At 36.8% G+C, this 22,808-nt stretch carries 23 protein-coding genes; 16 read left to right on the top strand and 7 right to left on the bottom strand.

Annotated elements, in window-relative coordinates; genetic code table 11:
* The first annotated feature begins 244 nt into the window (after positions 1-244).
* Positions 245-1,087, top strand: coding sequence for a YitT family protein (locus tag MHH51_RS15890; RefSeq protein ID WP_339282480.1), 843 nt, complete (start codon positions 245-247; stop codon positions 1,085-1,087).
* 15 nt (positions 1,088-1,102) lie between these two features.
* Positions 1,103-1,534 carry a hypothetical protein gene (locus tag MHH51_RS15885; RefSeq protein WP_147210966.1) on the top strand — a complete coding sequence of 144 codons (432 nt, stop codon included), beginning with the start codon at positions 1,103-1,105 and terminating at the stop codon, positions 1,532-1,534.
* 165 nt (positions 1,535-1,699) lie between these two features.
* Here the strand turns inward: MHH51_RS15885 and MHH51_RS15880 are convergent, their stop codons facing one another.
* A complete protein-coding gene (locus MHH51_RS15880; RefSeq protein ID WP_077600915.1) occupies positions 1,700-1,963 on the bottom strand; it encodes a NifU N-terminal domain-containing protein in 264 nt (87 codons plus the stop codon).
* Between the two features lie 115 nt (positions 1,964-2,078).
* Positions 2,079-2,921, bottom strand: coding sequence for a Cof-type HAD-IIB family hydrolase (locus MHH51_RS15875; protein WP_339282479.1), 843 nt, complete (start codon positions 2,919-2,921; stop codon positions 2,079-2,081).
* A gap of 153 nt (positions 2,922-3,074) precedes the next feature.
* Here MHH51_RS15875 and MHH51_RS15870 point away from each other — a divergent pair, with 153 nt between their 5' ends.
* Together MHH51_RS15870 and MHH51_RS15865 are read left to right on the top strand one after the other, a co-directional pair.
* Positions 3,075-3,839 (top strand): alpha/beta fold hydrolase, encoded by a 765-nt coding sequence (locus MHH51_RS15870; RefSeq protein WP_147211078.1) that lies wholly within the window; start codon positions 3,075-3,077, stop codon positions 3,837-3,839.
* 208 nt (positions 3,840-4,047) lie between these two features.
* Entirely contained in the window at positions 4,048-4,359 is a 312-nt protein-coding gene (locus MHH51_RS15865) for a metal-sulfur cluster assembly factor (RefSeq protein WP_147210968.1), read from the top strand.
* Between the two features lie 101 nt (positions 4,360-4,460).
* On the opposite strand, the gene MHH51_RS15860 is transcribed toward MHH51_RS15865, so the two are convergent.
* Positions 4,461-5,282, bottom strand: a complete 822-nt coding sequence (locus MHH51_RS15860; RefSeq protein ID WP_147210969.1) for an undecaprenyl-diphosphate phosphatase — start codon at positions 5,280-5,282, stop codon at positions 4,461-4,463.
* Positions 5,283-5,578: 296 nt separating this feature from the next.
* On the bottom strand, positions 5,579-5,755 hold the full coding sequence (locus MHH51_RS15855; protein ID WP_147210970.1) for a DUF2929 family protein: 177 nt from the start codon (positions 5,753-5,755) through the stop codon (positions 5,579-5,581).
* Between the two features lie 239 nt (positions 5,756-5,994).
* Between MHH51_RS15855 and MHH51_RS15850 the strand changes: the two genes are divergently transcribed.
* The 6 genes from MHH51_RS15850 to MHH51_RS15825 all read left to right on the top strand — a co-directional run bounded on the left by MHH51_RS15850 (position 5,995) and on the right by MHH51_RS15825 (position 11,742).
* Positions 5,995-6,597 carry a hypothetical protein gene (locus MHH51_RS15850; protein ID WP_147210971.1) on the top strand — a complete coding sequence of 201 codons (603 nt, stop codon included), beginning with the start codon at positions 5,995-5,997 and terminating at the stop codon, positions 6,595-6,597.
* A 19-nt stretch (positions 6,598-6,616) separates the two neighbouring features.
* Positions 6,617-7,573, top strand: coding sequence for a BMP family ABC transporter substrate-binding protein (locus MHH51_RS15845; protein ID WP_339282478.1), 957 nt, complete (start codon positions 6,617-6,619; stop codon positions 7,571-7,573).
* Between the two features lie 132 nt (positions 7,574-7,705).
* Positions 7,706-8,644 carry a beta-ketoacyl-ACP synthase III gene (locus MHH51_RS15840; RefSeq protein ID WP_339282477.1) on the top strand — a complete coding sequence of 313 codons (939 nt, stop codon included), beginning with the start codon at positions 7,706-7,708 and terminating at the stop codon, positions 8,642-8,644.
* A 191-nt stretch (positions 8,645-8,835) separates the two neighbouring features.
* Positions 8,836-10,077, top strand: a complete 1,242-nt coding sequence (fabF, locus tag MHH51_RS15835; RefSeq protein ID WP_147210974.1) for a beta-ketoacyl-ACP synthase II — start codon at positions 8,836-8,838, stop codon at positions 10,075-10,077.
* 284 nt (positions 10,078-10,361) lie between these two features.
* Positions 10,362-10,568, top strand: coding sequence for a hypothetical protein (locus MHH51_RS15830; RefSeq protein WP_147210975.1), 207 nt, complete (start codon positions 10,362-10,364; stop codon positions 10,566-10,568).
* Positions 10,569-10,980: 412 nt separating this feature from the next.
* Positions 10,981-11,742, top strand: a complete 762-nt coding sequence (locus tag MHH51_RS15825) for a DUF3603 family protein (protein WP_147210976.1) — start codon at positions 10,981-10,983, stop codon at positions 11,740-11,742.
* Positions 11,743-11,821: 79 nt separating this feature from the next.
* Here the strand turns inward: MHH51_RS15825 and trpS are convergent, their stop codons facing one another.
* Positions 11,822-12,811, bottom strand: a complete 990-nt coding sequence (trpS, locus tag MHH51_RS15820) for a tryptophan--tRNA ligase (RefSeq protein WP_339282476.1) — start codon at positions 12,809-12,811, stop codon at positions 11,822-11,824.
* 764 nt (positions 12,812-13,575) lie between these two features.
* On the opposite strand from trpS, the gene MHH51_RS15815 reads away from it, so the two are divergent.
* Together MHH51_RS15815 and MHH51_RS15810 are read left to right on the top strand one after the other, a co-directional pair.
* Positions 13,576-14,802 carry a putative glycoside hydrolase gene (locus tag MHH51_RS15815; RefSeq protein ID WP_156985969.1) on the top strand — a complete coding sequence of 409 codons (1,227 nt, stop codon included), beginning with the start codon at positions 13,576-13,578 and terminating at the stop codon, positions 14,800-14,802.
* A 196-nt stretch (positions 14,803-14,998) separates the two neighbouring features.
* The gene (locus MHH51_RS15810; protein ID WP_147210978.1) at positions 14,999-15,595 is read left to right on the top strand and encodes a GNAT family N-acetyltransferase; all 597 of its coding nucleotides are present in this window, start codon (positions 14,999-15,001) and stop codon (positions 15,593-15,595) included.
* Positions 15,596-15,706: 111 nt separating this feature from the next.
* Here the strand turns inward: MHH51_RS15810 and MHH51_RS15805 are convergent, their stop codons facing one another.
* Both MHH51_RS15805 and MHH51_RS15800 read right to left on the bottom strand, forming a co-directional pair.
* The gene (locus tag MHH51_RS15805; RefSeq protein WP_147210979.1) at positions 15,707-17,077 is read right to left on the bottom strand and encodes an ammonium transporter; all 1,371 of its coding nucleotides are present in this window, start codon (positions 17,075-17,077) and stop codon (positions 15,707-15,709) included.
* 18 nt (positions 17,078-17,095) lie between these two features.
* Positions 17,096-17,437 carry a P-II family nitrogen regulator gene (locus tag MHH51_RS15800; protein WP_147210980.1) on the bottom strand — a complete coding sequence of 114 codons (342 nt, stop codon included), beginning with the start codon at positions 17,435-17,437 and terminating at the stop codon, positions 17,096-17,098.
* Between the two features lie 425 nt (positions 17,438-17,862).
* Here MHH51_RS15800 and spxA point away from each other — a divergent pair, with 425 nt between their 5' ends.
* The 4 genes from spxA (at position 17,863) to pepF (ending at position 22,794) form a co-directional block, all read left to right on the top strand.
* On the top strand, positions 17,863-18,258 hold the full coding sequence (gene spxA, locus MHH51_RS15795; protein WP_077600932.1) for a transcriptional regulator SpxA: 396 nt from the start codon (positions 17,863-17,865) through the stop codon (positions 18,256-18,258).
* Between the two features lie 525 nt (positions 18,259-18,783).
* Complete coding sequence (gene mecA, locus MHH51_RS15790) at positions 18,784-19,482, top strand: adaptor protein MecA (RefSeq protein ID WP_147210981.1); 699 nt, start codon at positions 18,784-18,786, stop codon at positions 19,480-19,482.
* Positions 19,483-19,686: 204 nt separating this feature from the next.
* On the top strand, positions 19,687-20,886 hold the full coding sequence (locus MHH51_RS15785) for a competence protein CoiA family protein (RefSeq protein WP_339282475.1): 1,200 nt from the start codon (positions 19,687-19,689) through the stop codon (positions 20,884-20,886).
* A gap of 96 nt (positions 20,887-20,982) precedes the next feature.
* Positions 20,983-22,794, top strand: a complete 1,812-nt coding sequence (pepF, locus tag MHH51_RS15780) for an oligoendopeptidase F (RefSeq protein WP_147210983.1) — start codon at positions 20,983-20,985, stop codon at positions 22,792-22,794.
* Positions 22,795-22,808: the final 14 nt, after the last annotated feature.

Here is a 22,808-nt window from a genome sequence, read left to right as displayed (position 1 = left end):
CATTTCTTTAAAATGTGTGTTCAAAAAGGTTTCGAATTAGAAGCAAGAAGACCAAGGCGACGTGAATTTTACGAACGGAGCGTATGCTTTTAAATACGTGAGTATCGGAAAATTTACGTCAACGCAGAGATTCGCCGCTTATCATTTGGGAACTTTTTGAACATCCTCTTAAAATAAGTATTGTATATCAAGTTTACGTTTAATTGAATGTTTAGTCAAAAAATTTAATAAAGGAGGCTGTTTTGTGTTTTATATTGAAGCAAAAAGGATAAGTATTGTTATAATTGGGGCATTATTAAATGCTATTTCTTTAAACTTTTTCCTTATTGGAGCAAATGTTTATGCCAGTGGATTTACAGGAGCAGCCCAGCTATTATCCAGTATTTTTAATGATTTCTTAGGTATTGGTCTGTCTACAGGTATTTTACTGGCTCTTTTAAATATACCCGTTCTTATTTTAGGCTGGGTAAAGGTTGGAAAAGGATTTACCATTTATAGTGTTATATCTGTTTTTTTCTCAACACTTTTTTTAGAAATTTTGCCGCTGGTTTCAATTTCTAATGATATTATATTAAACGCTGTTTTTGGCGGCGTTATTGCAGGTATTGGTGTTGGTATAACATTAAAAGCCGGAGCTTCTACCGGCGGGATGGACATTGTTGCAATGATTTTATCCCGTCTGAAAGATAAACCGATTGGAACTTATTTTTTGATTATGAATTCCTTGATTATTGCTATAGCTGGTATTATGTATGAGCCTGAAAATGCTTTGTACACGATGCTGACTCTTTATGTAACTACTCGTGTCATTGATACAATCCATACCCGTTATGAGAAGGTTACAGCGATGATTGTTACAAAGAAAACAGATGAGCTTCAAAAAGCTATACACGATAAGATGATAAGAGGTATTACAATTTTACCTGCAAAGGGAGCTTATACAAAAACAGATAAAAGTCTTATGTACCTTGTTATTACAAGATATGAATTGTATGATTTAGAAAGAATAATTAATGAAGTAGACCCGGAGGCATTTACAAACATTGTAGAAACTGCCGGAATTTATGGGTTCTTTAGAAAAGATTAAAAAGGTGTGTATGGTATGAAACGTTGGTATGTTGTTATTGCCGTGGCGCTGCTGTTAGCAGGCTGTGGGAATAGAGAAGAGGAAGTTATTGAACCGGCAGGTCCTGAAGACAGTGTTGAAACAGAGAATCAGACAACGGATGCAGTAATGTTTCAGGAAATTGATGTTACAGCAGAAGGAGAACAATTCCATATTATTGGTCAGGTGAAGACTTCGGCAGATGTTTTTTTCTACAGAATTGAGCAGGGTGGAGAAATTATTCAAGAGGAAGAAAGTGTAAAGCTTGAAGGGGAGGATCCAGAGGCTTTTCAAAACTTTGGAATCATGGAGACTTTTTCAGGCGATATATTAGAGCATGAGGAGCCGCCAATTGTTATTATGTATGGAAAAAACGAAGATAATAAAGAAATTAACGCAAACTTTGTACCGATAGATACAGAACAGTAATCTACAGAATAAATATGGACCTGAAATAGTATGAAAATAAGGATGCCGGATGATTAGACAATTTTTAGAAATTGTGAGTTATTCGGACTTACCTGTTATAGGAAACAATTTGGAAATTAATCAGTTAATAAAAAAAGTAGAGGCGGGGTGATCCCCAGCCTCTTTTTAATAACCAAATTTCACAAATAATTCTTCCACTTTTGGGTTAATATTTTCCCAGTCCGCGTCAAAATGTTTGTTAACTGTAATAAAATTTTGATAACCAAATACATTATCAACGTCTTCAAGCTTCATTAATTCATTTAATATTTCATGTTCACTTACATCACCGGGCATAACAGAAATACTGTTTGTCCCAGAAAAAATAACCTTATCCGATGTATATTTCATTGCGTTTGGATTCGGTGTGGGGGAAATATGTACTGCCATGTGAGTACCTCCTCATGTAATTGTTCATAAGTTCATATTAACAGAAAATCTAGAAGAGATAAAGAAAGGAAGGCTGCTTAAATTTCGAATGCCAGCCTTCCTTATAAAAGGATGATTAAATAATGATTTTTTTCATTTTAAGGTTTAAATATTCCTCTAAAAATACACTGATACCATCTTCTTCATTGGTTAAGGTTTGATGTTTGGAAACAGAGACAAGTTCATCAATGGCGTTACCCATCGAAACGCCGACGCCGGCGTAATCAATCATCTCTAAATCGTTATCCTCATCGCCAAAAGCAATAATATTTTCCCGGTCGATATTATATTCATCAGCAATACGTTTGAGGCCAACCGCTTTATTCATTCCTTTTTTTATGATTTCAATTATATTCCAGGGTGCTCCCCATTTACGATGCTCAATGACTTCAGCGTGATAATCATTTAAATGATCCCGCAGTTCCTCCACCTGTGAAGCATCTGGATGAATAAGAACGGACGTAGGATCATGTTTTAATTTTGATTTAATATCACCAATAATGTAAGGGGACTCCTCAGGAAAGCCTTTAAAGATAGTCATAATATCTTCACTGTACTGGTCTAGATAAACCTGATCCTGTACTTCTGCTAATATATTTTTCACTTCGATATCGTTGGAGATGTCAATAATCCGATGGGCAGTAGTCAGGGGCATCGGTGTGTGAATACCTTTCCAGCTGGTATCCAAAGGATGGTGTACAAGCGCTCCATTGAAATTTACCATGGGCGTTTTTAATTGGAGTTCCTGATAGTACTGAATACTGGCGCGGCCGGGTCTTCCAGTGGCAATCACAACAATGTGGCCGGCTTCTATCGCTTGAAATACAGCCTGTTTATTTCTTGCGCTTATTTTCTTATCATCTGTCAATAACGTACCGTCTAAATCGAGTGCGATTAAGTGTCTATTTTTATTTTCCATTCTGTCACCTCTCATTATGATTTTATGTTACCATGATTTGAAAATATGTAAAGTAAAGAAAAGTTAAATAAAAGCTGCTTTATTTGCGAAAGATATTACAAAAACTTTACAATAGAGGTAGGATGTTGATAAGCGAAAGGAAGCGTGTCAAAGATGATAGGAATTTATCAGGAACCAATCGGGGACATACCTTGTTTACATGTTATTAATCAAAAGTTTGTGGAAGAAGAGCGGCCGGTCGTCGTTTATTTTCACGGTTTTACAAGTGCTAAAGAACAAAATTTGCCAATAGCTTATATGCTTGCAGATAAAGGATTTCGTGTGCTTTTACCAGATGCACTTCACCATGGCGAGAGAAGCAGCGGATTATCTGATAATGAACGGCAGCTGGCTTTCTTTGAAATTGTATTAAAAAATATTAGTGAACTGGATATAATTCGTCAATACTTATTGAAAAATAAGCTTTTAAAGAAAAATAGACTCGGAGTTGCCGGGACCAGCATGGGAGGTATCACAACAAGCGCAGCACTTGTAAAATATTCATGGGTGAACGCAGCTGCTGTTATGATGGGGACACCTAAATTACAAGAATACGCTAAACAATTGCTGTATTATGTTGAGAAGAATGGCCAGTCCCCGTTTACAAAAGAAGAATTAGATGATTTATTTAAACAGCTGGCTGAAATTGATTTATCTTATCACATGGAATCTCTTCATGAACGGCCATTAATGTTCTGGCATGGAGAGAATGATAAAGTAGTTCCATTTGAGCATTCTAGCTCTTTTTATCAAACTGTAAAGCCTTTCTATAAAAAAGGAGACCATCTTCAATTTATTGGAGAGAAGGGCAGAGAGCATAAAGTAAGCATTCCGGCAATGCACCATGCAACAGACTGGTTTGAACGGCATTTGGTGTAAAATTATTCCATTACATGTTTGAGAAGGACAATATAACATGTATTAAGAAGAGAATTTTATACTAATGACAGACGGAGAATTAATCGGATGCTGTGTAAACTGTTCAGCATTCTATTGCACTTTCTGTAAAAAGAATATCGCATTAGCATACTTTTTGAACACGTACTGAAATTATGGTTTAATAGCAATAGGGAAAGGAGGATGACATATGGAAGAAGCAATGAAAGAGAATTTAATGGGTGCATTAGAAAATGTTATTGATCCGGAATTAGGTATTGATATTGTCAATCTCGGTTTAATATATGACGTGGATTTGGATGATGATGGTTTATGTGTAGTTACGATGACATTGACTGCGATGGGCTGCCCGTTATCTGCGCATATTGAAGCAGATATCAAGCATGCTCTATCAGACATTCCAGAAGTAAAAGAAACAAAAGTAAATATTGTTTGGAATCCGCCTTGGGGTAAAGAGAACATGTCTCGTTATGCGAAAATTGCCTTAGGAATTCCGGATTGATAAAAGAGAAGCTATTTTATTACTGCAAAATATAACAAAGGCATCCGCAATTTTTAAAGCGGATGCCTTCGTTTATTAAGTATTATAAGTGTGGACATCCTCTATAAGAAAATCAATACCAGGATACCAACGACTACACAGTAGTATGCAAAATACTCCAGTTTTCCGTGGCGCATAATATTCATAAACCATTTTAGAGCAAAATAGGTGGCGATGAAAGCAGCAATAAATGCTACCAGGTAAGGAGCCCATAGATAGCTCATTGCCGGATCTTTAGCGATTTCAGGAATCTCAAGAATAGCTGTTCCTAGACTTACCGGGATGTAAAGCAGGAAAGAAAATCGTAAAGCTGTTTCCTTCTTCATTCCAACAAGCATGGATGCTACGATAGTCGCTCCAGATCTGCTTATTCCCGGCGTTACAGCAATAGATTGTACGAGTCCGACAATGATGGCATCTTTTGTTGATAAATCACCATCCTGTTTACGCCCGCGCAGATTACGGATAATCCAAAGAGAAAGTGCTGTAATTAATAATGTGATACCAACTACGTTTGTACCGCTTAATGCCTCGCCCAGTGCATCACCGAATAATACGCCAATAACACCCACGGGAATGGTGGCAATGACGAGATAAATAACAAACATAAAGTCACTTTTAACGGTTTTATCCCCTTTGAATAAGAATTTCCATGTGTTAACAATTAGACGCACAATATCTTTGCGGTAAATCAGCATAACCGCCAGAAGGGAGGCAAAGTTTACAAAGATTTCAAAAGAAAGTCCTCTGGCTTCAATATTGAATAGTTCTCTGACAATGATTAAGTGTCCGCTGGAGGATACCGGAATTGGCTCGGTAACTCCCTGAACAACACCAAGAATTAAATACTGAATCAGTGTCCATAAATTACTTAAAGCATCCATTTTTTATACCTTCCTTTATTTTTTCTTCTATGATTGTACAGTTATTTTTTAAAATGGACAAAGCTGAAGTACAATCAATTTACAAATGCCGTAGACTTTCATTTTAACCCTGCAGTCTATTAGGGATAAAAGCTTAAGAACCGGCATCCATGCATTCTGTTTTTAGAAGCATGTCCTTTTATGTAAATATGCTACAGAGTATAGACATAGAACTTTCATTTAACAAATAAGCTTCACAAATGTTTTTTAGAAATATAGAAACCCCTTGTCGCATATATTTAGACAAGGGGTTTTACTTACTCGGTATCTTCTTTCAAAACAAAACCGGCTAAAGCAAAAACAGCTAAAACAAAAATTCCCGCTAAAATAAGTGCATCACGTATAACAAACGGTTCTGCACCCATGCTTGTCAGTACATAAGAGACTGCTAAAGAAATTGCGACAGCCCAAAAAATAGTCATAATATAACGCATAAGTCCACCTCACTTTACTAACTTGTCTAAGACACATTATAAATATTATTCTAACATGAAAAGCTTTTCGTTGCTTTAAACATTCTAAAAAATTCATGAAAAATTAATATTAATATAAACTGGCTGGTTTTTAAATTTTACAGGTATAGCTGTTTGTAAAAATTGTGATGCTGTTTCTATTAGAATTTGTTCAAAAAGGAGCAAACTAGAAGCCTATCTCTATAAAGGAGTGTTTTTCCATGCGTATATTAGTTATTCCCCATAACCATTGGGTTGGTTACCATGTGGTGACGAGGTTGTTGGATGAAGGCTGTCAGGTTGATGGCATCCGGGATACAAGAATTGATACTGGGCTGGAAGATTTTTTTGGTAGGAACAGTCATTTCAAGGAAATAGATCAGATAGCAAATCATTATGATCTTGTTATTATCATTGATGGTTCAGAGATAAAGAATATAAAACAAAGTGCTGAGAAAATACTTTACATTCAAACAGATTCCAGCCTGAAAATTGTATCGGATAATGCAGACAGTTCCGTGATTTCAGCGCCTTATCTTATTGGGGAAGGCATGGAAATAGATGAGGCCGGATTAGTCATGGATGGCACACATATTCCTTATGCAGATAAAGGATGGGAGGATAAAGCCATTTATATTAAAGATTTTTTAAACGTATTTATGCAATGGATACAAATGACTCATTTGCCTAAATTAATTGAAGTAACTTCAGTTAACAATAACTTAACAAACACAAAAGTTGAAAAAAAACAGGTTCTGCTGGAAAATAGAAATATAAAGGAAGCAATAAAAACAATAAAAAAATTTAATAAGCGATTTCTGTAAGAGAATGGGTGTGCTATAGGTGAAATATATCTACTATTCAATAATCCTTCTATTCATATTTTGCACGCTGCCAGCTTGTTCCTATTTTGAGACAGGTGAAATACAAAATGTCGGGTTTATAACGGATGCAGAAATAGATAATAATCCTTGGGCAGAACAAGGATACCAGGCGATGCAGGAGATTGGCGATGAGTACGATGTCGATGTGTTTTATGAAGAGAATATAGAAACAATGCATCAGGTGCAGCAAGCTGTCGACCAATTTGTGAATGATGGTGTTAATTTAATTTACGGCCACAGTAATATTTATGGAGAGTATTTTATGCCGTTGGCAGAAAGTTACCCTGATGTTCATTTTGTGTATGTAAACGGAGGAGAATCGCGGGAAAATGTAACTTCTCTTAACTTTAATGCTCATGCAATGGGATTTTTTGCAGGGATGGTTGCAGGACATATGACGAACAGTAACGAAATAGGCATTATAGCTGCTTATTTCTGGCAGCCGGAGATAGAGGGCTTCTTTGAAGGAGTTAACTACGTAAACAAAGAGGCGGAAACAAAGCTGGAGTATATAAATGATTGGAATAATGTTGATCTTGCTCTGAATAATTATAATGTAATGAAGGATGAAGGAGTAGATATTTTTTACCCGATCGGCGATGCTTTTAGTGAAAGTATTATAAAAGAGGCAGAAAATGATGGCCTTTTTGCAATTGGCTATATGATGGATCAGATGGAGGTTGCTCCTGATGCTGTTTTAACAAGCACCATTCAGCAGATTGGCGATCTGTATAAATCAGCGGCAGATGATTTTAATAAACAAGACCTGGAAGGGAAAATTTACACCTATGATTTCAGAGATGGTTATATTTCTCTCGGGGCGTTCCATTCCTCTGTTCCAAGATATGTGAAAATGCAAGTAGAGGAAGATATTGAAGAATATATTGAATCGGGTCTGTTACCAAACGAATATTAACGGTGAAATTGGATAGTACAGTTCATGAGTAAAGCTAAAATTGTAACTTGCTATCCAATTCATTTTGTCTTAAAATTAGTACCAAGTCATAATGTTTGATAGTAATGTAATATAGAAGGGGAGCGCGGTTAAATGAATATCGGTATTTTAGGGGCCGGCCATTATTTACCTACAAATGTAGTTACAAATCATGATTTAGAGAAAATCGTTGATACCAATGATGAATGGATTAGAACCAGAACAGGAATTCTTGAAAGAAGGTTAGCTACAGACGATATTGATACTTCTGATATGGCGTATCATGCATCTGTAGAAGCTTTAAAAGAAGCTGATGTTAAAGCAGAGGATATTGATTTAATTTTGGTGGCGACAGTAACACCAGATACAGCTTTTCCGTCAATTGCCTGTCTGATTCAAGATAGATTAGGTGCTGTAAATGCCGCTGCAATGGATATAGGTGCAGCCTGTGCAGGATTTATGTATGGAGTTATTACAGCAAATCAATTTATTGCTGCTGGCACGTATAAAAAAGTACTCGTTGTCGGAGCTGAAAAGCTATCCAAAATTACAGACTGGACAGACCGCTCTACATGTGTTTTATTTGGTGATGGTGCTGGAGCTGCAGTAATTGGTGAAGTATCTGAAGGGAAAGGTATACTTTCTTTTGAACTTGGTGCAAATGGTGCCGGTGGCAAAGAACTATACTTAAATAAGGAAGAACATATAATAATGAATGGAAGAGAAGTTTTTAAATTTGCAGTGAGACAGATGCCTGAGTCTACGATAAATGTTGTTGAAAAAATAGGACTGTCCCGCGAAGATGTTGACTATCTTGTTCCACATCAGGCAAATATTCGAATCATGGAGGCAGCAAGAGAGCGGTTAGGAATTTCTGAGGATAAAATGGCGAAATCCATTGAACGTTTTGGAAACAATTCTTCTGCTTCAATCCCTATGGCTTTATCTGAAGCAGTAAAAGAGGGTAAAATAAAAGATAATGATCTAATAGTATTAGTAGGATTTGGAGGAGGCTTGACCTGGGGAGCGGTTGCGATGCGCTGGGGTAGGTAAGTCTCATCTAGTAAAAAGAGGATGTTCAAAAAGTCAAATAAAAATGACACATCGAATTTCTGCGTTGACGTCATTTTTACGTTACTCACGTATTTAAAAGCATACGCTCCGTTCGTAAAAATGACGTCGCCTTGAACTTCTCGGTCCTTTTTATCTTACTTTTTGAACACGTACTAAAAAGGAGGATATAAATCGTGGGAAAAAGAGTCGTAATAACTGGACTAGGGGCAGTAACTCCCGTCGGTAATGATGTTTCTACGATGTGGGAAAGCATCATTCACGGAAAGTCGGGTATTGATTTTGTAACAAAGGTGGATAAAGAACTATTTACAGCTAAAGCGGCGGCAGAAGTGAAAGGTTTTGACCCGGCTGCGTATATGGAGAAGAAAGACGCACGTAAGATGGACCCATTTACACAATACGCTGTAGCGGCTGCGAAAATGGCAGTGGAAGATGCAAAATTAGAAATTACCGATGAAAATGCAGATCGTATCGGTGTATGGATTGGATCTGGTATTGGCGGAATGAAGACGTGGGAAGATCAGCATTCAAAGTTTTTGGATAAGGGAGCTAAACGTGTCAGTCCATTCTTCGTGCCAATGATGATTCCTGATATGGCTGCAGGACAAGTTTCCATTCAATTAGGTGCCAAAGGAATTAATGCTTGTACAGTAACTGCCTGCTCTTCTGGTGCGAACTCCATAGGAGATGCATTCAAAGTAATTCAGCGCGGAGATGCGGATGCAATGATTACCGGTGGTACAGAAGCGCCAATCAGCGACATGGCATTTGCAGGATTTACTTCAGCGAAAGCGTTAAGCACAACAGAAGATCCAAAGAAAGCAAGCCGTCCATTTGATAAAGAAAGAAATGGTTTTGTTATGGGTGAAGGATCAGGTATTCTTATTTTAGAATCATTGGAATCTGCCAAAGAACGCGGAGCCAAGATTTATGCAGAAATTGTAGGTTATGGAGCAACAGGGGATGCGTTTCATATAACAGCACCGGCAGAAAATGGAGAAGGTGCAGCCCGTGCAATGCAGCATGCTATTGATGATGCAGAGCTGAATTCTGATGATATTGATTATGTGAATGCACATGGCACAAGCACGAATTTGAATGATAAATATGAGACGGAGGCGATTAAAACGGTCTTTGGTGAAAAAGCCTCCAGCTTAGCAATTTCTTCAACCAAATCAATGACTGGCCATTTATTGGGAGCTGCAGGAGCAATTGAAGCGATTATTTCCATTAAAGCAATCGTTGATGGAATTGTTCCTCCAACAATCAATTATGAACATCCAGATCCGGAGTGCGACTTGGACTATGTACCAAATGAAGCCCGGCATCAGGAAGTTAATGCGGTTGTAAGTAACTCATTAGGCTTTGGCGGACATAATGTAGCACTTGTGTTTAAAAAATATGAAGCATAATGATAAAAAGCTTATCTCTTTTTTAGAGATAGGCTTTTTTAAAGAGTAAGAAAGTATATAAAATACTGGAGATAGCCGCTGCAACAGATTTCATGGGGGGAGTAATTTTAGATCTTAGGTCCAGAAATACACTGCGCTTTCCATGGACCCCGAGCTCATCTCCTAGGTAAGAACACCAATCTTTTAAAGACCAATTGATTTTCTTGGATTTTATAAAACTTCGTATTTTTTGGTGGACAAGCACATAGAATGACAGTAAATGGACAAGCAAGTGAGGCGAAACCATGGGGTCTTTCTTTTTATTTTTAGTCGGATTTGGAATGACAGTTACAGGAAGTGTTACTATCATAGCATATTTTAATTTTCTCCCCGCCGGATTAACCTGGGCAGACTACTTTATTTTTATAGCAGGAAGGCTGGAGTGTTATTTTTTTCCTTTAGGATTGCTGCTTTTATTGATTTCACTCCGTCATTTTAACATAGAAAAATAAGGGATTTCGCATAAAAATATGGGAGATGGTCATAATGTATTTTAACCTTCATGTTCAAAAGGAAGTAATAGAGGACATTCAAAAAGTCAAACAAAAATGACACGGCGAATTTCTTCGTTGACATGTTTTTTCAATACTCACGTATTTGAAAACATATGGGAACTTCTATTAAAATCGTCCACGTCCTGGGACTGCGATTACTCGTCCCGCCGAAAACATTTGTGGACAACACAGAAGTCACCACATCCTGTGGAAGCCCGTTTGTAAAAAACATGCCGCCTTGAACTTCTTGGTCCTTTTTATCGAACTTTTTGAATACGTACTAATAGATATTACAGCGTATCTTAAAGGTTGAACATACTCCTCTTTTGAACTAAGAGATATTAAATGGAAGATAAGGTGGGGTTAGGAAATGTTATATTTACATGATGCTTGGGTAAATTGGTTTGAAGGGGAAGAGAACGGGTATAATGTATGCCCCTTCCATGAATGGCGGAAGTCTGATTCAATTGAATTGTTAGATCAAGTTCCGCTGCTGTACATATCGAGTGAGCTTTTCGAATACATTGAAAACGATATTCGTGAACTCCCGAAAGATTTACTCGATAGTATTTACAAAAGAGCGACAATACGAAAAGGTCAAAAAAGAACGGTACTGGAATACGCTGCTGTAGTAACAGATGGTATGGAAATACTAGCTTTTGATACGGCGGGATATTATATTCCTGTAAGAAAAAGCAGATTAATTCCAAGGCAGGAACAATTAGTGTATAGCATGATTGAAAAAGCAGAACAAAAATCATACGCATTTAAAAGTGAGAATTATCAAAAGGATTATCATATGTTATCCATGCCGCCATCCTTTATTCATGGACTGACAAGGAGAGAGCGCCAGCTTAAGCAGCTGTTAATGATTGGATTAGATCAATTAAAGACAACGAATAATAAGCAAGAGCTGAGATACTGGCTTACGGAATGGGACCCCAAAAAATATCCTTATATCAAATATATGGATGAAGAGGAAGTTTGGGAGGCACTATATAATGGCTTGAAGGATGGCTGGAGCCAAGCACATGAAGAGCTTTGCAGAAAACTAATCCGGGGGCAGGCTTTCTTGGAAAAGATGTGGGAGTCTGAAATGGAATCTGAAGAAAATACCTCTAAACAAAATTGAAAAAAATCCAAGGAAATGGGCAATCTCTGTTTCCTTGGATTTTTCATTAGTTCGGATTTAAGCTCTATATGCTGTTTTTTTATTTTCTAACTCTGCCAAGCCCTACAGCCTTTTTGGCTTTTTTTAATGTCTTTCCAGCAGTAAATGAAGCTTTTTCAGCCCCTTTATCAAGAATAAGGTCAAGCTCTTCAGAATCAATTAAATCTTCGTATCTGTCTTGAATTGGCTTTAAAACACTGATAACAGCGTCTGCTACACCTTGTTTAAAGTCTCCATAGCCTTTACCTGCATATTTTTGCTCGAGGCTCTCGATGGACTCTCCTGTACATACGGAATAGATCGTTAATAAATTGGAGACACCTGGTTTATTTTCTTTATCAAATTTTACGATACCCTCTGAATCTGTAACAGCACTTTTAATTTTCTTCTCGATTTGTTTTGGTTCATCAAGCATAGAAATAAAGCCTTTCTGATTTGTATCAGATTTGCTCATTTTTTTAGTGGGTTCCTGTAAAGACATAATACGGGCACCGACTTTAGGGATGCGAATTTCTGGAATAGTGAAGATATCGTTAAAGCGATGATTAAAGCGCTGCGCTAAATTACGAGTCAACTCTAAGTGCTGCTTTTGATCATCTCCTACAGGAACGACATTGGTGTTATATAGTAAGATATCAGCAGCCATCAGTGTAGGATAAGTCAATAAAGCAGAAGAAACTGCTTCCTGTCCTTTTGACTTATCTTTGTATTGTGTCATTCTTTCCAGCTCACCGACATAGTTAATGGATTGTAAAATCCAAGCCAGCTGTGTATGCTCTGAAACCTCTGATTGGACAAAAAGTGTTACTTTATTTGAATCAATACCCGAAGCCAAGTAAAGCGCAGCTAATGATTTAATGTTCTTTCTTAAAGCTAATCTGTCCTGTGGAACAGTTATTGCATGCTCATCAACAATACAGAAATAACAATCATATTCGTCCTGTAATTCGACAAATTGTTGAAGTGCACCTAAATAATTTCCTAGTGTCAATGTACCACTAGGTTGAATTCCTGAAAAAATAGTTTGCAATGTCCTCACCTCATTCATTTATTTAAAAGCAGAAAAGATATTTGTTATCCATGCTTCAGCTGACTGGAGCATTTTTCAAAGAAGCAGTTTCCTTTACTTGATATAAGCCGGGATTGGTTTAAGTATTTCCCAGGCAATAAAAAAAGCCCACTCATTCCCAAAAATAGGGACGAATGAACCGCGTTGCCACCCTGATTATTCTATAAATAGAATCACTTCATTGTTAAAACAAAGCTCCAAAGCCCAATTCCATCTAACCTTGATACTTGTTTCCAGCACCACAAGCTCTCTAAAAATCAGCGGGAAAGATGTACTATAAGAGGATGTTCAAAAAATCCAATAAAGATGACACGGGGAATTTCTATGTTGATTAACTTTTTCCAATGGGACTGGGACTGGGACTGCGATTACTCGTCCCATCGAAAACATTTGCGATTACTCGCCCCACCAAAAGCGTTACTCACGTATTATAAAGCATACGCTCCGTTCGTAAAAAGTTAGTCGCCTTGAACTTCTTGATCCTATTTATCGGACTTTTTAAACACACACTATAACTTCTTCAATGCTTCTAATATTAAATTAAGTTTATTATAAATTTATTTTTGACAAATTGCAAGCAGCCTATGCAAGTATTTGGAAAATGACAAAATGTTAGGTCCTATTTTAAAATAAAACTTTTTTCCACTTTTTTCGAGTTTTCCTTTTAAAAAATACTATCATTCCTTTATACTAATAATAAAATACATATGTAGGAGATTGATTGGATGAGGAAATGGAAGAGCTTGTTAGTAAGTTTTGCTGTTGCTGGTGCGGCATTTACTGGGCTGGGACAAGCAAATGTAGTTCATGCAGAGGATGGTGTGGATGTTGAAGCAAAATCGCATAAAGAGCGAACGACCGGCTTAACAGAAATTGATCTGTCTCAACGGTTTAGCCGCTTCGTCATTACATCTGATTATAACTTTACATATCCAGATGCAGTACGGGGAATCTATGTAACTGGAAATTCTGCTGGTGGGGAAAAGATGGAAAGTTTAATAGATTTGGTATCCTCTACAGATTTAAATTCAATGGTAATTGATGTGAAAGAGGATTACGGACATATCACTTTTGCTCCTGAAGAAGGGTCAGTATATGAAGATATAGGAACAACATTTATTTCTGATCCTGATGCAATGATGGAACGGTTGGAGCAGGAAGAGATCTATCCAATTGCGCGTATCGTTGTTTTTAAAGATAATATTTTAGCTGAAGCCCGTCCTGATCTATCCTATAAAGAAAACGGAGAAGTATGGAAGAATAATAAAGGGGACGCTTTTGTCAATCCATTTGAAAAAGAAGTCTGGGAGTATAATGTAGAGATTGCTAAAATGGCAGCAGAAATGGGCTTTAAAGAAATTCAATTTGACTATGTCCGTTTCCCAGAAGGTTTTGAAGAAAGGGATGAAGAATTGGAGTATTCCATGGGGGATTATGCAGATTTAGATATGGATAATATTCAAAAGCGTGTTGAAGCAGTGACTGATTTTGTTGCTTACGCCCGTGAAGAACTAAGCGATTACGATGTTGATGTATCTGTTGATATTTTTGGATACGCAGCAACGATTGAGGAAACACCGGGAATTGGTCAAAACTTCTCGAAAATCTCAGAGAATGTGGATATTATTTCATCTATGATTTATCCAAGCCATTGGGGTTCTTATTTTGGAATTTCTAATCCGGATGAAGAACCATATGCCCTTGTCGATGAATACTCCAAAGTTGAAAACGAAGTATTGGGTGCTTTAGAAGAGCCGCCAGTATCACGCCCTTGGCTGCAGGATTTCAGTGCTCCCTGGCTATACAGCGGACCGACATTCCAGTACGGAAAAGAGGAAGTAGAAGCGCAAATTAAAGCATTGTATGAGAATGGTATTGATGAGTATTTATTATGGAATGCAGGTAATAATTATACAGAGAATGTAGACTATTTAATTGGTAAAGAAGAGTAATAAAAGAGCCGCAGATCCTTATTCTGTGGCTCTTTTATTACTCTGAATCATTAATCTTATTGTACTGCCCGCAGTTATTCCCTTTTGTTATTTTTACCTGGAAGTCTTTGTTCCACCCTTCTGCCCCGGTATCATTTCACAATTAAAATGATATCGGTTATAATAAAACGACAATAATCGAAAAGGAGCAACCTGAATGAATTGGTATGAAAAGCTGAACGATTATTTTCCAGTAGAAGAAATGAAATCTAAGAAGCATATGGAGTTATTGCTGGAAGAAAAGGGTGATGTTTATTTTAAAGATGAAAGCCCAAAGCATGTATTGATGTATGCAGAATTTGATACGTTTATTTTTATCGATTACCTCTGGGTGTCATCGAACACGCGTGGACAAGGTATCGGTCATCAATTGATGAATAAACTCAAGGAAAAAAATAAGGCAATTATTTTGGAAGTGGAGCCAATTGATTATGATGATACAGATACGGAAAAAAGATTAAAATTTTATTCCCGGGAAGGTTTTCATCATGCAAGATCTATCGGCTATAACCGCAGGTCATTGGCAACAAATGAAGAAACACCAATGGAGATTTTATATTGGTCACCGCAGGATGATTCAGAAGAAGTGATTTATGGTCAAATGAAAAAAATGTATGAAGATATTCATACATATAAAGACAAAGAAATTTACGGGAAAAAATATCAGCCTTCTGAAGAGGTATTGCGTTACAATGAGGATGAAAAATCAGATAATCTTTTAGCTGGTATGCAAAAACGGAAAAAATCTAATTAAACGTAAATGAAAAGTGTATATTTTAAAAAGAATATCATTCCTAGAGAGATGATGTCTTTTATTTTAATTAAAAAAGCTGTAGAAAAATCTGTTCTACAGCTTTTTTAGTATTTATGGTTTTGTCGGGCTTTCCAAAGATGGTCCAGAGTGATTAAGACGATCGGCCAGAGCGAGTGGGGCTTTGGTGCTTGAAGTTCCTTCCAGATAGCTATCCTTAAAATTATAAGCGCTGGAACCATGTTCAGCAAAATCCAGTCCGGCTTTTTCTTCTTCAGCAGAAACACGAATAGGAGAGACTTTGTTTAGCAGATAAGTAAAACCGCCAACTGTTATAGATACCCAAATAATTACTGCTAATATCCCGATTGCCTGGATTCCTAACTGGTTAAATCCATTTCCGTAAAATAAACCTGTATCGACAGAGAAAAATCCGATAGCTAGTGTACCCCAAATTCCGCAGGCACCATGGACTGCGATAGCTCCGACCGGATCATCGACGCGTAGTCTGGTATCAATAAAGCGAATGGCTTCCACGAGTAAAATACCAGAGACGAGACCCACGATAATAGATCCGCCTAGTGAAATTTCTGCTGCTCCAGCAGTAATACCTACGAGTCCACCTAAAACACCATTCATTGATAAAGATGCATCTACCTTTTTAAAACGTAATTTTGTGTAGAAAGAAGAAGATACTAATGCAGCAGAAGTAGATAATAAAGTTGTTGCAATAACACTGGGAACAAGAGATGGATCAGCTGCCAATGTGCTGCCTCCGTTGAACCCAAACCATCCTAACCATAGAATAAATACTCCGAGTGCCCCTAAAGGTAAGTTGTGTCCCGGAATAACATTTACTTTTTTACCGTTGTACTTTCCGATTCTTGGACCAAGAATTAATACAACCATTAATGCTGCGATTGCTCCAGTTAAATGAACTACTGTAGAACCGGCGAAATCACTGAATCCTAGAGTGGTTAACCAGCCGTCTCCTTGCCAAATCCAGTGTCCGACTATAGGGTAGATAAATAGAGTTACTGCAACAACGATAAGTGCATAGCTGCCTAACTTAATTCGTTCAGCAACTGCACCAGACATAATCGTTGCTGAGGTTGCAACAAACATAGCCTGGAATACGAAGAAGCCGATATCATTCACACCAGTTAAGAAGAAACCATCTGTTCCAATAATTGAGCCTGCTGAGGAACCAAACATAATTCCATATCCGGCTGCAAAAAAGAGAATAGAAGCAATACAAATAGTTAAAAAGTTCTTCATTAAAATATTCAATGTATTTTTAGAACGGGTAAAACCTGATTCAACCATCGCAAAGCCAGCATGCATAAAGAAAACTAAAAAGGCTCCCAGCATTACCCACACAAGATTAATGGATAGCTCTAATGATTCTACAGTTGGTGCAGCTGCATATACTGGCGTGGTAAATAAAAATAATAAGATTGCTGATATAAATGTTTTCCTGAACATAGGGATTCCTCCTGAAATTTAATAAATTGCTTTTGTCCCGCTTTCTCCAGTGCGAATTCGAATTACCTGCTCAATTGGATGTATGAAAATTTTTCCGTCGCCAATTTGATTTGTTTTGCAAGCATCGATAATGTGGCCGACAATATCATCTACTCTTTCTTCAGAAACAACTAATTCCACCTTCAGCTTAGAGAGTAAGGTGACCTCGAATTCTGTAGAACGGTATACACCAACCTTTCCTTTTTGCTTACCTGTTCCTGCTACCTCTGTAACCGTCAGGCCGTCAAACCCGATAGATGCTAATCTTTCCCGTAAATCTTGAAATTTCTCTGGGCGTATAATTGCTTCTACTTTTTTCAATGAATATCCCCCTTTTAAAAATATATGTCAAGAAACCTAACATCAAAAGTTATGTTAATTATCATAATGTCCTTTTATTAAAAAAGCAAGTGTTTTTTTGAGATGATTTCTATAAAGCGTTTTCAATTGAGAAATGTTAAAATAAGGATAAGTATTGGTATGAAGGGAGATTGGGCAGGCTAACTTTATTGGATGAGCTATTCAGATGAAATTTATTTATAAATATGGGTTTATTATCAATTGGATAAGGGAATCTTAAAAATGTGAGAAGCGGTAGGATAAATAAAATAAATCATTTTATCGCACCCCCTACCTTTTATTAGATATTTGGTGTATAATAAGTACATATAGATTAGACTTATTATTATTTAATAAAGTCAGGTAGGATTGCCGAAAATATAAAATAGATTGAGGAGTGAAGTTTTATGGTAACACTTTATACCTCACCAAGCTGTACTTCATGTAGAAAAGCAAAAGCATGGCTGGAAGAGCATAATATTCCTTTTACAGAACGTAATATCTTTTCTGAGCCTTTATCTCTTGATGAAATTAAAGAGATATTGCGTATGACTGAGGATGGAACAGATGAGATTATTTCAACAAGGTCGAAGGTTTTTCAAAAGTTGAATGTAAATATTGATCAGCTGCCTATGAAAGATTTATTTAATTTAATTCAAGAAAATCCCGGCTTATTACGCCGTCCTATTATTTTAGATGAAAAAAGGCTGCAGGTTGGTTATAACGAAGATGAAATTCGTCGTTTCTTACCAAGGACAGTTAGAACATTCCAATTGCGTGAAGCACAACGAATGGTTAATTAATAATAAAAAAATAAATAAATAAGTAAAGGCGCAGATTTTTTTCTGTGCCTTTACTTATGATTGTAGACTGGAAGAGTGAGTTTTTTAGGAAGCCTCTCTTTTAGACGCCTGCACCTGAAATGTAAATATCCCGAAGGCTGTAATAGGACAAGCTTTCCGACACAACAATTCTTTTTAGCAGAAAACAAAAATCTTTTTTCTAATGAAAAAGCCCTGATAAATGACAAAACACCTGAAATACGTTAGAATAACTAACTAAATAAAAAGTGTAAACACAATGATATTTAGCAGGAAATAATCAGGGAACATCAACTGTTTTTTCAGAAAATTAATGATAACTAGGCATATTCATTTCTTGTGGATTGCATTTTTGCATACAATATGATAAAAGGAATTCATGATTAGGATTATATTGGTTTGGGTACATCTATTATATAAATATTGATTACATGCTGTCGGCTCAGGCATTGTGTAAGATGAACATGCAGGAGATGATTCTATCTTAATGACAAGGGGGAGCTTACTGTGGAGATAGAAAGAATTAATGAAAACACCATCAAATTTTATATTTCTTATGTTGATATAGAAGAACTCGGTTTTGAAAAAGAAGAAATTTGGTACAATCGTGAAAGAAGCGAGCAATTATTTTGGCAGATGATGGATGAAGTAAATTATCGTGAAGATTTTAATCCTGACGGGCCGCTTTGGATACAAGTTCAAGCTATGGAAAAAGGACTTGAAATTATTGTTACAAAAGCAAAAGTCTCTAAAAACGGCGAACATCTAGAGCTGGAAACAGAGGATGGAAATATTGATTTACCAGTAGACGATCAGCTTGAAAATATTTTAGATGAGAAGTTTGGGGATAGCAAAAAGGAAGACGAAGATGAAGACGAGAAGACGGATGATTTGATGGAAGAAAATTTATGGATTATTGTAGAATTTGAAGAATTTGAGAATATGATTCAGCTTAGTCACCAGCTGCAGAATGTAAGTGATTTTGGAGAAGAAACTTTATATTCCTACAATGACAAATACTATTTATATATCGAATTTTCCTATGATGTATTAGATGAGCATCGTCAGGAAGATGTCATCAGTCAAGTACTCGAATTTGCAACAGATTCATCAATTTCTGTTCATTTGCTTGAAGAGTATGGAAAGAGAATTATGGAAAGTGATGCGTTTGAACAGATTCGTCAGTATTTTCCTAAAGACGTATAATATGAGGCCTACAAGAAATCATATGAAACGATTTGTTGTAGGTTTTTTTTATGGAATCTTTTTTATTAACATCTTCCAGCATACATATTGAAGAGAAAAACACGCTACTACACAGACTATGCTGCAGCAAAAATAAATTCTTTTCTATTTTAGCAGGAAAAGAAGGGATGCTGTCGAAATACATAGTACTGGAGGTGGTAAAATTTGCAACGGGCTATGAACAAAAAAGAAGAATCTATTCTGCTGTTTCAGCATTCACAGAAGGAAATTGCAGAATGGAAACAAGAAAAAGATTTATTTTATTGCCCCGCATGTAAGGAGAGAGTGATTATCAGGTCTGGTGAAAGAGTAGCAGCTCATTTTGCCCATTTGCCACATACAGAATGTCTGCTTTCGGGAGGCGGGGAAGGTCCTTATCATGAAAAAGGGAAGCTGCAATTATTTAATTGGTTAAACCGGTTTAATATGCAGGTAGAATTAGAAGTATATTTCCCGGAAATTTGCCAAAGAGCTGATATTTTTCTCAACGTTGGCGGGAAGAAAATAGCTGTAGAATTTCAATGCTCTAAAATATCGCAGGAAGTAATTTTAAGCCGGATGCAAGGCTATAAATCATTAGGCATTGAGTCAATTTGGATTCTTGGAGCGAAATATTTAAAACAAAAAGGAGCGTATACGTTTCGGACTAATCAATTTTTAGATACATTTATCCGTTTTTCACCTCAAAAGAAATATCCTCAATTATTCTTTTATGATCCCTTTATATCAGAAATGGCCGTTCTTCATCGTTTATATCCGCTTCAAACCTCAAAGCTTTTTGCAAAGCAGCTGGTATACCCTCTTCACAAGCTTCATTTTAAACATCTTTTTCAAAAAGCAAAAATGCCTGGCAGTTTTGCTGCAGTTTGGGCGAAAGAGCTATATCGCCAGCGTACAAAAGTGGAAGGTTTCTATGGAGAAACATTTAAACTGCGCAGGTGGTTGTATGAGAAGGGCTATATCTTTCAGCATTTACCGAGTATTTGTTTTTTGCCTGTTCCGTATCAGGCTTCAACTGCTGTCCCATACTATAAATGGCAAACAGAACTATATGTTTGCTGTATAGCGGATTTAAAAGCAGGTGATAGGATTGATATAGCTGTGCTGAAAAACGTACTTTACTCATTTTACAGCAAAGAAAATTCAGATTTTTCAGATGCGCTCGGGGTTTACCTTAGTCAGCTGCAACAATCAGGTTATATTGAAATACAATCCTCCACGATTCTTCGAACAAACCAGGAAATCATTTACTATTCCTCTCAAGAACAAGCCTTTTTGGGAGATCAATCCTTTTTTAAACAGTTTTTCACGGAAAAAAAAGCAAAATACGAGCATGATTACCACTTATTTCGTTATACTAAATAAGAAGAATAAAAACAGTATAACTTTTTAAATTAGCATCCTGAGACGAGTCAAATACTGAAAATACTGTTCATTTGTAAAAAGGGAGGCAATAACCGTATGGCAAAAGCAACAAAGCAATTACCAAAGCGTGATGAAATACCTGAAGAATTAACCTGGCGTCTGGAGGATATTTTTGAAACAGACGAAAAGTGGAAAGAAGAATTCCAAAGCTTGAAAAATGATATTTCAAAATTGGCAGCGTATAAAGGAAAATTAAACACCTCCTCGGATACGCTATTAGAAGCATTTAAGCTGCAGGATGAGTTATCAGAGCGTCTAGGTAAGCTGTATGTTTATGGACATTTGCGTACAGACCAGGATACAACAAATTCTTATTATCAGGGCTTAAATGCACAAGCAGAAAATCTGCTGACTGCTGCATCCAGCCAATTTAGTTTTCTTGTACCAGAAATTCTGGAAATACCGGAAGAACAGCTCAAGCAGTTTATAGAAGAAAATAAAGAGCTCCAAAATTATAAAAAGGTATTGGATGATATTAACCGCAGCCGCCCGCATGTGTTGAGTGAGAAGGAAGAGGTACTACTTGCAGAAGCGGACGAACCAATTGGAGCAATATCACAAACATTCAGTATGCTGAATAATGCAGATTTGACCTTCCCGTCTATTACAAATGAAGATGGAGAAGAAGTAGAACTGACACATGGCAGATACTCTACCTTTTTAGAATCATCCGATCGGAATGTGCGTGAGCAGGCCTTCAATGCAATGTATGACACGTACGGCTCATTTAAAAATACATTTGCTTCCACATTGAGTGGAGAAGTAAAATCACATAATTTCAATGCGAAAGTTCGAAATTATGAAAGTGCACGTCAGGCAGCTTTAGATAATAATCATATTCCTGAAGAAGTGTATGATAATTTAATTGAAGCAGTTCATGAAAAATTACCTTTATTACACCGTTATACAAAATTAAGAAAGAAAATTCTTGGTGTAGATGAGCTGCATATGTATGATTTATACACACCGTTGGTCAAAGATGTGAAAATGCCTGTTACTTATGATGAAGCTAAAAAATATGTGCAGGAAGGTCTCAAACCTTTGGGTGAGGACTATGCAGATATTTTAGAAGAAGCTTTTGGTAAACGATGGATTGATGTCGAAGAAAATAAAGGGAAGCGCAGTGGTGCATATTCGTCCGGAACATATGGAACGAATCCATATATTCTTTTGAATTGGCAGGATGATGTGAACAATACATTTACGCTGGCTCATGAGCTTGGGCATTCCGTACACAGCTACTATTCCAGAAAGAATCAGCCGTTCCGCTATGGGAATTATTCTATCTTTGTGGCAGAGGTTGCTTCTACAACAAACGAAGCCTTATTAAACGATTATTTATTAAAGCATCTTGATGATGAAAAAGAAAAGCTGTATATTCTAAATCACTTTTTAGAAGGCTTCCGTGGAACTGTATTTCGTCAGACCATGTTTGCTGAGTTTGAACATGATATTCATGTATTGGCTCAAAATGGTGAAGCCTTAACTGCAGATAGGCTGACAGAAGTTTATTATGATTTAAACAAAAAGTATTATGGTGAAGATGTTGTAAGTGACGAGAAGATTGGCTTGGAATGGGCACGTATTCCGCATTTTTACATGAATTATTATGTATATCAATATGCAACAGGATATTCTGCAGCCACTGCATTATCGAAACAGATCCTAGATGGTGAAGAAGGGGCTGTAGATCGTTATTTAGGTTTCTTGAAATCAGGAAGCAGTGAAGACCCTATTGATGTATTGAAAAAAGCTGGTGTAGATATGACGCATAAACAAGCTATTTTAGATGCTCTGGATGTCTTTGAAGAAAAGCTGACGGAAATGGAAGAACTGCTGGATAAGTAAAAGATTGTCTGTTG

The sequence above is a fragment of the Oceanobacillus sp. FSL K6-3682 genome, assembly GCF_037976165.1.
GTDB classification, from domain to species: domain Bacteria; phylum Bacillota; class Bacilli; order Bacillales; family Amphibacillaceae; genus Oceanobacillus; species Oceanobacillus sojae.
This window is presented reverse-complemented; position numbering and strand designations above follow the sequence as displayed.

Bases quoted from the DNA above. Each gene is read 5' to 3' on its own strand.
- MHH51_RS15885 (WP_147210966.1), top strand. From the start codon at position 1,103: ATGAAACGTTGGTATGTTGTTATTGCCGTGGCGCTGCTGTTAGCAGGC.
- MHH51_RS15875 (WP_339282479.1), bottom strand. From the start codon at position 2,921: ATGGAAAATAAAAATAGACACTTAATCGCACTCGATTTAGACGGTACG.
- MHH51_RS15810 (WP_147210978.1), top strand. From the start codon at position 14,999: ATGAATTGGTATGAAAAGCTGAACGATTATTTTCCAGTAGAAGAAATG.
- MHH51_RS15840 (WP_339282477.1), top strand. From the start codon at position 7,706: ATGAATATCGGTATTTTAGGGGCCGGCCATTATTTACCTACAAATGTA.
- MHH51_RS15825 (WP_147210976.1), top strand. From the start codon at position 10,981: ATGTTATATTTACATGATGCTTGGGTAAATTGGTTTGAAGGGGAAGAG.
- MHH51_RS15880 (WP_077600915.1), bottom strand. From the start codon at position 1,963: ATGGCAGTACATATTTCCCCCACACCGAATCCAAACGCAATGAAATAT.
- MHH51_RS15815 (WP_156985969.1), top strand. From the start codon at position 13,576: ATGAGGAAATGGAAGAGCTTGTTAGTAAGTTTTGCTGTTGCTGGTGCG.
- MHH51_RS15855 (WP_147210970.1), bottom strand. From the start codon at position 5,755: ATGCGTTATATTATGACTATTTTTTGGGCTGTCGCAATTTCTTTAGCA.
- MHH51_RS15870 (WP_147211078.1), top strand. From the start codon at position 3,075: ATGATAGGAATTTATCAGGAACCAATCGGGGACATACCTTGTTTACAT.
- MHH51_RS15860 (WP_147210969.1), bottom strand. From the start codon at position 5,282: ATGGATGCTTTAAGTAATTTATGGACACTGATTCAGTATTTAATTCTT.
- spxA (WP_077600932.1), top strand. From the start codon at position 17,863: ATGGTAACACTTTATACCTCACCAAGCTGTACTTCATGTAGAAAAGCA.
- MHH51_RS15865 (WP_147210968.1), top strand. From the start codon at position 4,048: ATGGAAGAAGCAATGAAAGAGAATTTAATGGGTGCATTAGAAAATGTT.
- pepF (WP_147210983.1), top strand. From the start codon at position 20,983: ATGGCAAAAGCAACAAAGCAATTACCAAAGCGTGATGAAATACCTGAA.
- MHH51_RS15830 (WP_147210975.1), top strand. From the start codon at position 10,362: ATGGGGTCTTTCTTTTTATTTTTAGTCGGATTTGGAATGACAGTTACA.
- MHH51_RS15850 (WP_147210971.1), top strand. From the start codon at position 5,995: ATGCGTATATTAGTTATTCCCCATAACCATTGGGTTGGTTACCATGTG.
- MHH51_RS15805 (WP_147210979.1), bottom strand. From the start codon at position 17,077: ATGTTCAGGAAAACATTTATATCAGCAATCTTATTATTTTTATTTACC.